Consider the following 12,498-nt stretch of genomic DNA (forward strand, 5'->3'; position numbering starts at 1 on the left):
TGACTTGTAACGAAGGTAGAAAGATGTACCAAAGAAACAACCGTTAGAATCTAACAATAATTCGTACTACTGGATTGAATTTGAGCTAGGGAAAGTGAACCATTTCGCCACTCGCTAGTTGATACTAACAAGTCTATCTAAAGCATTTTGGGGCAATTTCTAGTTAGAAAATGCCACGGGTAAAATTCAACCTGAGAGTTTTTTGGACAAAGCCTTGTTAGTGGTTTTACTAAACTAGCATCTCACGGATAATTTCAGGTATTGAAAATCACCAATCAAGTGGCCAAACTTACTCAGCTACTAACCCCTTTCTTATCCGTGAATGGAAAAAGGTATAAGCTCTAACTGAAGGATTTTTTCATTAAGTCCATAACTCTATAAATCCCTCAAATGACGATAGAGCTAAAGGAAAGTGAGACTTCAATGAGACTTTATCGAAATCTCTCCCATGAGCTATATCATTACGGTGATTACGAATCTTATAAATTAAACTATTTAACTTTCTTAGATTATGACCGTCTGATTTATTTGGAACCAAATCTAATCTCTTCGCTTTATTACACCGTTTAACCGTCGCATTAACACTAGGTTGACTGCGGAAAGTTTTATCTGAATTTAACTTCTGATTAAAATCTTCTTCGGAGATCAAGTCCTTATAAAAATCATTCAGAACATCGTAATTTCTGCCTCGAAAAAACTCATCCACTTCATCTTGAGATACGCCATTTTGTAATAAATATTTTGGTGCTTCGATTTCAATAAAGCTTTCCAACGCTCGGTTTATATCAAGAATTGCACGATCGTATTTCCCCAACTCATAAGCCAACTTTGAGTCTAAGTATGATCTTCTCCATATCTCAGTCGTTGGTGAGTCTAATTCTCGCTGAATAGCACTCGTTTCAATTGTTGGATTTCGTGGCTGACCAAGCAACACAGCACTCGGGTACAAGTACTGGCCTGAATTTACTAGCTGATTACCTATGAAATAATCCAGCTTTATTGCAGGAAAAGCTCTGATACTGATGTTGTTAACCCACTCTGAATTTATAGCAACTCGATAGCAATCCAAAAAGTGATTAAATGCCTCTATAAACAACTTATAATCAGGTACTATTTTATTAGTTATTATCGCGACACCAGTGTTGCAGCCAAGGCCATAAGCGTCATCAGCAATTTGTACAGCTTGAAGCATTCCTCCAATTTTTAATGGCTCAAACGTAACATTAAACTTTTTATCATCATATTGAAAAGACACTTCACCACTACGAATGTCAGCAGGCAGACGGAACTGTACTCCAGTTCTAAATGAATCATTGATTATCGCGTTAGCAATATAGATTGCCTCTCTTAGTTTCCTTAGATCGGTATCGGTGAGGCCCGCAATAGATGAAAGACGATGAGCTACACCTAGAAAGTAATAACAGCCTAGTTTTGCGCCAATGATAGGTTGCTTCTTCGCACCGTTCTTAACACCCTGCTCCGACAAAGCCGTAAGAGTAATTTGAGAGATTAATTTAATGGCAAACTCGTATGCCTTTGAAATAGTTAAGGATGTTTTCTGTATTTCATACCTTTCTATCAATCGATGCAAATCGTCAGTATTAAAATCAGTTAATCTAGATGCTATCACTTTACTAAGTAAGTTTTTTTTTGTGGATACCATACCTTTTCCAATATTACTGAAATCTGGAATAGCATCCCATAAAAAGAAGTACAATGCAAAGTGATGAGTATCTGTCTAATTTTGCGTTATAAAGTCGAAATTTTATGAACATAAGGAAGGACTTTTACACGCGGGTTTACAAACAAAGTTAGAAAATAAATAACTTTTGGTAAGCCAAAGACGATTATACGGGGTAACTGAGCGTTTTTACTCTAAGTAAGCAATGGGGAAAACTCGAGTCAGCGGAGACACACTGACTCATTGATGGACATAAATGTGCCAGTGCGTTTGCTAAATTAGAAAACCACCAATAACTACAGGTATGGCAAAGCTAGTGCGATGAGTAAAGTAGCGCTAGCAAAAAGATTAGTTTCGGTATGCAGATGGTCAATTACGTTAAATTGACCATCTGCGCCCAACGACGTTCCTGTCCCATATGACTTAGCAAGGTGTACAGTTTTTCTGGTACCGAACACCAAAAGTTACACCATCAGCACACTTTATATAGTACGATGAACCATAAATATAGTAACTTAACATTTAGGGTTAATTTAATGTACATAAACTTTAAGAAAATTATCGGTCCAGTTTTATTGATATCTATTGCTTTGACTATGGCTATTCGTAATGGGGATATAAATAAGCTTTTTGGCATTAATGAACCTAAAAGTATAGATATAATAAGCTTAATGACACAGGATCCCGAAGTTCTACTTAATGCCGATATAAGTTTGGATATCGCTGTTAGTACTATAGATTTAGTAGTCAATGATGATAGCCAATCTAACAAAGACATGCTTCTAGGCAGTCATGCAGTAACAAGAAAAACCCTTATTTCAAATAACCAAGTAGGATTTTATATGGATATTTGGGAAAATATGACTTTAGAATTAGCACAAGGAGTTTTTTCTAACTTAGAAAAAAAATATGGCTCATCGATTGAGTTATCCATACCTAATCATAAAAAAGAATGGATAAAAGATGACAATGGGAGCAGTCGTATCTTGCAAGAATTTGAAATAAAAAATAGAAATCTAAATGTTTCGATACAGATCCAAGAAAAACAGTCGTATAGAAAAACCTACGCATTGATCGTATCGTATACAAAAAAGGCAATTTAGCTGCACTATCGAGTTTAAATATCCTCCTAAAGAGAAACTGCTTACCATGAGAGTAAGGAGATAATCATTTAAGAGCTACTTTGCCAAGCCAGTTCTTATCCTTAAAGCTGACTGGTTGGTCGGTAAGGGTTTCCATTGGTCGTTTTGTGCCCACTTTCAGAAATTAGATACAAGTGCTTCCTCGCTCTAGACGAAATCACATAAAGTAATCTTCTCGCAACATAGTTCTGATGTGACCTACTACAGTCGATAATGTCATTCCAATGCGGGACTTTACCATTAAGCAGGCCTGTACAGATAACAACGTCATATTCATCCCCTTTCGTTGAATGGCATGTAGTGATTTTTACTCCATTCGAAGATGAAAAGAATCTGCTCAAGTCTGATGCCTTGTAATCCATCCCATACTTAGCCATTCGTTCCGTAGTAGCACTTAGTATGCTTTGTTTAGCTTTACAAGCTTCAGTCGTCTCATAAAGATCAATCTCCAGATTTTCGCAAGCTTTCTCAATAACTAGCTCTATCCAAGGTTCAATTTCACTATTCATATTGAGCGATATGGAATTAACCGTTTTTAGTAGCACTCTTGGGTCAATTCTATCCTGAGTAGAACCCGCATCATACAATTTATCGGATAGTTCGATAGCCAACCTACGACGCTTAACAAAGTTATTCATATTAACTTTAAGCAACACTAACCGAATCAATGGAAGCCATAGGTTGTCTTGATTCTTTGGAATTGGTGAAATCAAAAAACCATCAATGTCGAAGGATTTCGCTAGTGCATCAATTCCTGTAGATAATGCCATCACATCGAACCAACTAGGACAAACTACTGCTATATCTTGCCCTTCAATTCCCTGCGCTAAATGAGTCTCAATAATACCTTTGACATACTCAGGCAATTGAGTTTTATCAACAGTAGACTCTAAGTGAACCACCGACGGGAATTCCTTAAGTTCAGATAGAGCACTAACCTCATAACCAGCATCTTGATACCTAAGATAGTGGTTGATGACTTTTTGACTGCTACGAAAACAACCAGTAAGGCGCTTCTCTTCTATTCCCTTATCTAGATCAAAAAAATGTTCTAGTTCTTTCTTACCTTTTACTACAGCCCCTAATCCCGTGTAAATAGCCTGCTCTTTATCCCCAATCATAGTGAGTTTAGTTTGTTTGTGAGAAATAATTAGCTTGAGAATCTCATACTGCATCGCCGACGTATCCTGATATTCGTCGACTAGAACGTGGTATAAAAGTTTTGCTAAACGGCGTGCTATCTGTGGATTGGCGACAAGTAATCGGTAGCTGATGTTGAGAATTAGGTCAAAGTCTATGTAACCGTTAGTGGCCAAATAACGATGGTAATCAATTACGATCTTATACTCAACCGAGCCTTTTTTATACACGGGTTCATAATCGCAGTTAAGTGAAGTAACTATCTGGTCATAACCTTTTTTCTTGTAGTGTATTTTTAGCTCTACTAACTTGGCTTCTCGTTCGTGCTCATCGATGACCACAAACCCGCCACATAAACGAGGTATATTATTAATATTGGGTCTAACAATCCATTGAAGGCAAAAGGCGTGTATGGTTCCCACCCATAAAGAGTTACTTTCTACTCCGTATGAAAGCAACCTTTCAGTGATAGTATCTGCTGCGATGTTTGTATAAGTGATAGCTACTACTTTACGCTTACCTATTAACAAATCGTCAGAGTTATCTAAGATATGATAAAGCTTAGAAACCAGAGTTTTGGTCTTGCCTGAGCCAGGGCAGGCAGAAAGTAGCATATCGTCAACGTAAGTAACTGCATCCATTTGCTCTAGAGTTAGGTTTCGATATGGCATTATATTTCGACAAACCTCACAAAAGTATCACCATCATAGAAAGATTTATACACCTTCAGTTTCTCGTCAAAAGTATCTACTTCGTTGATTGCAGCTTTTTCCTCCGCATTCATTTCCTCGAGATTAAACGCCATCATTTTCAACAATATATCGTCCAAGTTTTTTCCAGTAAGAGAGAACTTAATCGATCGTAAAATATAATCAGGTAGCAGATTATTAATTTGTGTGTGCCCTGCCATTTGCGTAGCCAACCACCCCTTGCCAATCTTCTTAGCAAACTTAAGAGCACGGTTATATCTAACACGCAGATCCTTATCTTTGATTTCGCTCTTAACACTAGTCAGTCGCTTGCCTTTTTTATAGTTAGAATCCATAAGTTTTGTAAATAAATCAAAGTTTTGAGTAAGTTTTACCAATTCTGTTTCAAAGGTATTCTGTGCATAAAATGCTTTAACATATGGATTATCCTCTACATATTCATCTAAGGCTTCTTTTCGTTCCTTCCCCGACTTATCTGCATTCATTTGAGACTTCACAAAGTCGTCAGTGGCGAATGTATCATTGGTTTCGGTTACAAAAGCTTCGTCTAGATCTGTAAGAATTGCACAATAATTCCTTATTCGTTCCTTATGGAAAAGGTCAGATATGTGTTTGAAAACTGTACCGTCCATCTTTATCAGACTAACCCCCATCTCATCTAAACTTACTCCAAGAGTAGATTTAACAAGCGCTGGTATGAGGATTAGCTCAGCATCTCCTTCGACTAAAATCACACTTTTTGCAAAGAGTATGTCGCTCCTCACTGCATCTAAATAACGCTCAATACATTGAATATTGTCCCTTTCTAGCATATTGGAAGGTAGATACACCTCTGTTTTTGTCTGCTTTCTCGACAAAATGTTCATAGATGAAATCTTTGACACAGAGCTAATCTGAGTTGAATGGGTGGATACAAATACCTGAGTGTTTTTGAAGTTGAAGTTCTCAAAGAGCGTTTTTTGAATGTGCGTATGTATATGAGCTTCAGGCTCCTCAATCATCAAAAAGTGTGTGATGTGATCATCACTATCTCTGATTACCTCATATTCGTAGAGTTTTAAAGCCAAGTATATTAAATTCGCTCCACCCAAGCTGAGGTCTTCAATTCTTCCAGTACCTTGGTAGTCCAACGAATCTTCAACGACCAAGCCTAATGATTGAACTAACTCTACAAAATCTTCAGGTAGTTGGGATGACACTCTGATCTTCGGAGAATACGTAGACCCTATCGTACTAACTAAAGAACTGGATATATCTTCACTCAGGGCTTTTATCTCAGGGATCGACGATATCTTGTTGTTTATATCAATAATGTCGTCTACAACACTCTTATCATCTTCAATCTCTTTGCTTTTTAGGGTTAGTAACTTATACAGTGGATTCGTTTTATAGTAGCGAAGGTCTGCGACAACATTTCTCAATGCTTTGACGTATGTACAAGCAACTTCATTTAACAATGAGAAATACGGTGGTTTCTTATTACCGAATGTAGCTTCACTTTCTTTGCTTGGGTCAGGGAACTTATACTCATCAAAGTCGCCTACCGTAGCCTTATACGTATTATCATCGGTGAAATCGAGCTTAGTTCTAACGAAAGCGACTGGCTCATACGTATCGCGTGTAATTGCCTTTGATTTTAGATAGCCTTGGATTGCTTCAGAGCGTGCAATCTTGTCATCGTGCTTACAAGTTAGCTCATACAGATCTTGTCTTATAGAAAACTTAGGGCGATAAATAAACGAGTATGTACCATTAGAAGAGTCAACTTTTTTGCCTTCATCATTCAAGATATAGTTCGACAAAACTTGCTGCTCTTCAGAATCAGTCAACCCTTCAAAGTGCAGAGTTATTACGACCCAATGCCCAAATGGCTCGCCGATTCCACGATGGAAATCATCGGCACTTAGAAACTTTGAATTTGCTGGTAAGGAGTCATCTAGAATAAGACGCATAGCTTGGAATACGTTTGTTTTACCAGACGCATTTTCTCCAATAACTGTATTAACTGAGTCTTTTTCGAAGTAAAAGTTTGAACGTTCAAAGTTCTTGAAATTAACAATGGACAACTGACTGATATACATGAGTATTAAGCTCTAAAGATTGGCTTTTTTCGAATTAAGCGATAATAAACTACTTTAGCTACTGTACGTGTGACGAGGCTCGATTTATCGCATTTTTGAATCACCACCGTATCAGTAGGCACATGCCGACCATATCAGTATGTAACCTGCACCAGATTGAATCATTAGGAAAGTTTGTCTAAATATGATGCTCAGGATTGTTTTGATTAATGGCTCTAAGTGGAAATGGGGCAAAGACGATTTACGAAACAACTTGTTTCGCATTTTTGCAAGACCCTCTTGCAAAATTTAGGTATTAAAATTTGTCCAACAGGTTGTTGGACAATTTGGCCATGTAGGGGTTGTTGCAAACTCTGCAACTACTGAGGATTCCTCGGTAATTGTTCATTAGCTAATCCTATGGTTTTACTGTGGCTCCTGAAGCATTGGGGTATCTCTGAGTTACGATGATAGGTACCTCTAGTTTTCACTCCACATCGCAACTTGCGCATCGCAACTTGCGATGTGTGATTACTTAAAAGTTCTCAAAGTAAGATTAAAGATTTTAATAAATAAAAATCATAACCTTAAGGATGAACCCCGTTGGACCATTGTTGATAATAGTAAGCATTAGAGGGCGAGCATATCACTTAAAAAACGGTCCTAAACAGAGAGGTTTGCTAGTTTATTAGTAGCGTTGCTTTTGACACTTCGAGTTATGTTCCTAATTTCGCTAGATCATATATTCAGCGAATTGTCTTCGTATAGGTTAGCTAAAGAGCCCATGGCATTATATAAGTAAATTAGTAGCGAGAGCTTGGAGAAGTTTCCCTGGAAGTAGTTAGTACCAATAGGCCCACATAGAAAACCTCAAAAACTTCACTTCTGCATTCCGGAGGAGGATTAATGCTTATCGATATTGAATGTTTCAGGAGCAATAACTGAGGCCACTCTAACAATGCTGGCATTTTCATGAGACGCGACAAAGCCGGCAATCTCTCGACCAATTCTTTTAAACTTTTTAGTCGAAAAAGAAATAACATTTACTTTTCTGGTCGAGATTATGCTCAAATCCTAACTTCGACCAAAAGGGTCAACTAATAGAGTGCTGTGTTCGACCAGGATAATTAAACCTTTTAGTCGAGTGACTATTTGAATTAACCTCTTTGGTCAGAGGCGTGATAGCTATGAACTGCGTTAGCTTGTTTGTTTGAGGAAGTAAGCTTGCTGCATTCGGTTCTTCGCTTTACACTGATAGCGAGAGCCTCGGTTATCCCTGCTTTATTCTTTGAGTTACTATTTACTGTCTGGCCAGAAGTAATGGTATCAATTTGAATCTAGCGTAATTGCAAAGCAGCCCACCGAGGACATACGATAGGCCTAAGGTACTCTCCCTCCCATATTTGGTGATGAAATACCAGGCACCGCACCCAGAATTCAAATTAATGAAAACATTCTGTACGTAGCTGTTATACAACAACCTGTGGCTTTGTCGTATCTGAAAGAAAGAGCAATTGTGCAAGGACTTCTTGCACAAATTATTTTACTGCCATCTAAATTGATTGAGTTAAAACTGAAGGTTAGCTAGTTTAAAATGGGAAGTGATCTTCTTCATACCCTTCAACCCAAGTTACTAGCTTTTCAAGCTCATCACCCTCGGGTGTGCCTGGTTCAGCCACATCAAACAAGGATTCAATTCTTTTCAAAACGGCTTTATAGTCGCTTTCTGAGGGTTCTAGTCCCACTTCATCTAATGAAACTGTAGCAAGCCCATCAGCGTGGGCAGTATTAGGTGTAATACCCTTAAGCAGTTCTTTTTCTGATAGCTTTTTCTTGCTCATAAGTCGTTTCTCGATTCGAAAATGACATTAGATTAGTTTATAGCACAATGGACTACTAGCCGTAATGTAGAACCTTATTCAAATAGTTTCATGCGCTCTAAACACGTCTTGGGGGCATTTTTGAGCTAGCAGCATTTACTAGCTCTTTCGGGTAGGAGTAATCCAAAACTGAAGTGTGGTATTAACGAGCCTCTAAGCCGCGCCACCCAGAGTCAAAACGCTGAATTTTGATTGAGTTAAACGACTTGGTAAAACAATAAGCCTACTCAAGAAGCCAAAAATGCCGATATTACCCGCTGTCTAAAAGCTCCGAGCCGAAGCTCATCAAACGCGCCAAGTGCGACATCAATACTCTCAGTGTTCCTTGTCGTGCTATTCCATACCAGCTTAGAGCTAAGTCCTCCTCGCTCTTCTAGCAGCCCCTTTTCGCTAAGACGGTTGTGCTTAGTATCTGGCTCGGCTTCTGCAAACTTTTCCCATTTTGCATATATACACGACTCAGGAATATCTTGTTCAATCCTTTCTGCATAGTCAATCAAGCTTTGTTCAGCAAAGGTGAATAACCACGCTTGTTGATTTGTCGCGCCGTTCACACGAAGAATTCGCCCGAGCACCTGTCTGAAGTACAATTCGGTTTTGACTGAACTCATGTGACAACACACTTGAAGGCGCGGAATATCGGTTCCCTCACTAATCATTCCAACGCTAACAATCCATTGAGTATCGCTTCGTCTATAACGTTCAATCTCTGCTAAAGGCTCTTCATGCCGATAGGTCACTATTGAGACCGATTGAGCATACTTTTCAAAAAGTACCTTTTTAATTGTTTGTGCGTGTTGAACTGATGCAGCAACAATTAACCCTCCAGCCGTCGGGGATCGAGAACGGATTTCTTCAAGCTTTTTGCAACCCAATCCAAGTAAGTACTCCATTGCATCTTTATTATGAATGATGCTTTGATATGAGGACTTAGTCTGCTTAATCATTTCCAATATTGAAGAAAAAGACTCCACCTTCTCATCGCTCGTCACGGTCAAATGTTCATTATCAACCAAAACAATCTTAGGGGCTCTGCAAACCTTATCGCCGATTGCTTGTTTTAACGTGTATTGATAATCAACCAAAAGTATTCCGTCAGGATCGCTGTACTGTCCCAATACTATCGGCAAAGAGTCTGAACGCCACGGAGTCCCTGAAAGAGCAAGGGTATACGTTGCCAGCCCTTGAATCTTTGCAAGGACTTGTTGCCCCCAAACATTCGCATTTTCAACCTCTGTACCAGAGCAGTGGTGTATCTCATCAAAGACCACAAAAACTCGATGATTTCTTAGCGTCAGCCAAAACTCCTCATTTAGAAATTGAATCGACTGATAAGTGAGAGATCGTCCAATAGAACCTAACCCTCCATTAAAGGTACAATTAAGAATCTGTGAAAAGGTTTTCTTTATTCCGCTTGAAACCGTTAAAGAAGGTGAGAAACATAATACAAGGTCGATCTTGTCCTCTTGCATCAACCTTGAAGCGACCGTCGCAGCCAGTACCGTTTTTCCAGCCCCTGGAGTTGCTTGGCAGAAGAAGTGCTGCTGGTTTGAGCTGTATTTCTGTAATGCCTTCTCTGAGCATTCTGCCTGCCATGGCCTTAGCACGACTGGTTATCCTCACAAAGTGTTTTGAGAACACTGGTGAGTACATTCACTCTTCCTAACAACTGCGCTGAATGCTCTCTTGCTTGCTCAAGAAGTGGAAGCAACCTCGGCTCGAGTTCAGGAAAGCGGCTACAGAGAGATTGATACTCATTAATCTCCCCAAAAACAATCTCTAGCTCACCTTTGTACTGATTGCGTTCATGTCTTAATACCGAGTAATCAGACGAGGTGGAAAAAGTAACCTTAGTTTTGTCTGATGCAGTATCGATTTGAAGGCCTTTAAATAAGTCTGTTTGAAAGTATCGTTTCTGCTGCCCCGTCCCTTCAACTCGAAGCCAATTGTTCTTCACCAAACGAAGGAGCTGTCGATAAACCTTACGACGAGCATCATCCAAATCAACATAGGAGTCATCAATCGAAACAAATGCATCTCTTAGCTCAACAACTAAAAAACCATCCATCTCTTTTTCAATCAATAGGTTGTGCATTTCATCACTGATTTTCAAAGAACGCTTCATGTACCGCATATACCACTAAAATACTAAGGATTGCTTAGTATACAGAAATCAGTAAAACTAAGAAAATCTTAGTTACCGTGAAATCAAAGAAATGAAACTTAAGTGCCATTCGAAAACCCAATTCCAGTGCGGCTCAAAGAAGCCCGCAAAAAAGCAAACCTCTCTCAAAAAGCATTGGGAGTACGTATAGGTATGGATGAAAGCTCTGCTAGCCCAAGAATGAATCAATACGAGAAGGGTAAACACACCCCAGACGTACAAACCTTAAAGCTATTGGCCGATGAACTAGGTGTGCCTTTAAGTTACTTTTTCTGTGAAGATGCAAGCGCCGCAGAACTAGCATGTATTGTTTCTCAAATGACAGAGAGTGAGAGGAAAGAATTAATTTCATCATTGCTAGCCAAAAGTAAACGTGAAGTCTAGTTGCATATCCAGACTTAGATTTGGTCTGCGGCCTGACTAAATAGGTACTATTTAGGATCTTCCTTTACTGTTTCTTGTTGGCAGAATTCAAAGTCGCTTGGTGATCACACACTGGTTTATATCGGCGCTAGAACGTTTCTGGACATTTCTGAGTTAGAGACTTTGCTAATTTTACGGATAACGGATTAGCTCAAGTATCGCAAAGAGTTTTGAACCATTAAGGCATCATTACTCTAACGCTGTGGTCCAATTCATCGAACCACAGCAGTACCGTTGTTTAAGAAAACAACGTAATTGGTATTTACCTGTTTCCACAAACTACAAGCTCATCGAATAGTGGGCAGCCGTTCATACAAACTGAGCTGTGGCTACAGACCCCACAGCGATCCGAGCTGAAATAACGTCGAAAAGATTTGAAGTTTTTAGATTTTATCCATATATCTAGAAGCTTTGTCTTATTATTTAACTGCTCTCCTTCTACTAATCCAGCCTGAAAAGAACAGGGATATACTTTTAAATCTTCTGATACATACAACGAAAATCTACCTGCATCGCATGCGTCCACCATTGACGTATTAGCGTTCGTTCGCGCAAAGACGCCGCTGACGCAACAAGCATCAAAACCAACTTTCAGCTTTCTTTGCTGAGAGGTAGCTAATTCAAAAAGCTCATTTAGCCTAGGGCTATTACGCAAGAGCCTTTCTTCAAAAACTTTTCTACCAGATGGTTTGTAATTTAAGAATATTATAGCGTTTATTCCTGTAAGAAATTCAGGGGGCTGTTTTAGCCAGTCAATTGCGGTGTCAACGCTCTTGGCGTCCAAGATAAAATGAATATTGGTTTTGACACCGAGGTTGTTCAGCTTCTTTAGCGTCCTAGCTGCCTCATCGTACGGTGGATACGCAGAAACAGCTACAGCACCACAATACTTGCGAGTAGCACTAAGGATTTTATCGCTCAATCCACGACCGTTCGTTGTATAGTTAGGCACTATTCCTTTGGAATATGTATATTCTAAAATCTCTAAAAAATCAGGATGCTGATTAGGGTTTCCGCCTCCTAAAGCCACCTGAAATGTATGCATGTCTGCTGCTTGGTCAATCACTTTCTTGTAATCATCTAGCGCCATATGTTTGCCGTATTTCGTTGATGATTTGTAGCAAAAAGGACAACCTTTATCACACCAATTTGTGATTGAAATATCCATCAACTCAGGTCCGTGTGGTGACCAGAACGGCTCTCTCTTCCCTTTGTCAGGAACCCGAGCGAAGAAACCATTATCTGGATTGAAAAAGGATGTATAACCCAAATTATTATATCGAATAGCTTTTAACATT

At 39.1% G+C, this 12,498-nt stretch carries 9 protein-coding genes; 2 read left to right on the forward strand and 7 right to left on the reverse strand.

The features are described from left to right. Positions 1–361: 361 nt before the first annotated feature. Complete coding sequence (locus OC193_RS08665; protein ID WP_048662943.1) at positions 362–1,663, reverse strand: hypothetical protein; 1,302 nt, start codon at positions 1,661–1,663, stop codon at positions 362–364. A 554-nt stretch (positions 1,664–2,217) separates the two neighbouring features. Here OC193_RS08665 and OC193_RS08670 point away from each other — a divergent pair. Next, positions 2,218–2,784 (forward strand): hypothetical protein, encoded by a 567-nt coding sequence (locus OC193_RS08670; RefSeq protein WP_048662944.1) that lies wholly within the window; start codon positions 2,218–2,220, stop codon positions 2,782–2,784. 101 nt (positions 2,785–2,885) lie between these two features. On the opposite strand, the gene OC193_RS08675 is transcribed toward OC193_RS08670, so the two are convergent. From OC193_RS08675 to OC193_RS08695, 5 genes are all read right to left on the reverse strand, one after another. Next, positions 2,886–4,604: a UvrD-helicase domain-containing protein gene (locus OC193_RS08675; protein WP_230682692.1), complete on the reverse strand. Its 1,719-nt coding sequence runs from the start codon at positions 4,602–4,604 to the stop codon at positions 2,886–2,888. 29 nt (positions 4,605–4,633) lie between these two features. Continuing rightward, the gene (locus tag OC193_RS08680; protein ID WP_048662946.1) at positions 4,634–6,754 is read right to left on the reverse strand and encodes an ATP-dependent nuclease; all 2,121 of its coding nucleotides are present in this window, start codon (positions 6,752–6,754) and stop codon (positions 4,634–4,636) included. Positions 6,755–8,322: 1,568 nt separating this feature from the next. Beyond that, entirely contained in the window at positions 8,323–8,574 is a 252-nt protein-coding gene (locus OC193_RS08685) for a hypothetical protein (protein ID WP_048662947.1), read from the reverse strand. 266 nt (positions 8,575–8,840) lie between these two features. Next, the gene (locus tag OC193_RS08690; RefSeq protein WP_048662948.1) at positions 8,841–10,220 is read right to left on the reverse strand and encodes a DEAD/DEAH box helicase; all 1,380 of its coding nucleotides are present in this window, start codon (positions 10,218–10,220) and stop codon (positions 8,841–8,843) included. After that, positions 10,214–10,726, reverse strand: coding sequence for a hypothetical protein (locus OC193_RS08695; RefSeq protein WP_276329598.1), 513 nt, complete (start codon positions 10,724–10,726; stop codon positions 10,214–10,216). The genes OC193_RS08690 and OC193_RS08695 overlap by 7 nt, the downstream gene beginning before the upstream one ends. Before the next feature lie 114 nt (positions 10,727–10,840). Here OC193_RS08695 and OC193_RS08700 point away from each other — a divergent pair, with 114 nt between their 5' ends. Next, the gene (locus OC193_RS08700) at positions 10,841–11,161 is read left to right on the forward strand and encodes a helix-turn-helix domain-containing protein (RefSeq protein WP_048662950.1); all 321 of its coding nucleotides are present in this window, start codon (positions 10,841–10,843) and stop codon (positions 11,159–11,161) included. A 301-nt stretch (positions 11,162–11,462) separates the two neighbouring features. Here the strand turns inward: OC193_RS08700 and OC193_RS08705 are convergent, their stop codons facing one another. Beyond that, positions 11,463–12,497, reverse strand: a complete 1,035-nt coding sequence (locus OC193_RS08705; RefSeq protein ID WP_048666387.1) for a radical SAM/SPASM domain-containing protein — start codon at positions 12,495–12,497, stop codon at positions 11,463–11,465. Between the last annotated feature and the right edge of the window lies 1 nt (position 12,498).

It is taken from the genome of Vibrio crassostreae, from assembly GCF_024347415.1.
In the GTDB taxonomy this organism is placed as follows: domain Bacteria; phylum Pseudomonadota; class Gammaproteobacteria; order Enterobacterales; family Vibrionaceae; genus Vibrio; species Vibrio crassostreae.

What these genes read in the sequence shown, in the direction of transcription:
- OC193_RS08675 (WP_230682692.1), bottom strand. Translation starts at nt 4,604, where the DNA reads ATGGATGCAGTTACTTACGTTGACGATATGCTACTTTCTGCCTGCCCT.
- OC193_RS08685 (WP_048662947.1), bottom strand. Translation starts at nt 8,574, where the DNA reads ATGAGCAAGAAAAAGCTATCAGAAAAAGAACTGCTTAAGGGTATTACA.
- OC193_RS08705 (WP_048666387.1), bottom strand. Translation starts at nt 12,497, where the DNA reads ATGTTAAAAGCTATTCGATATAATAATTTGGGTTATACATCCTTTTTC.
- OC193_RS08665 (WP_048662943.1), bottom strand. Translation starts at nt 1,663, where the DNA reads ATGGTATCCACAAAAAAAAACTTACTTAGTAAAGTGATAGCATCTAGA.
- OC193_RS08680 (WP_048662946.1), bottom strand. Translation starts at nt 6,754, where the DNA reads ATGTATATCAGTCAGTTGTCCATTGTTAATTTCAAGAACTTTGAACGT.
- OC193_RS08670 (WP_048662944.1), top strand. Translation starts at nt 2,218, where the DNA reads ATGTACATAAACTTTAAGAAAATTATCGGTCCAGTTTTATTGATATCT.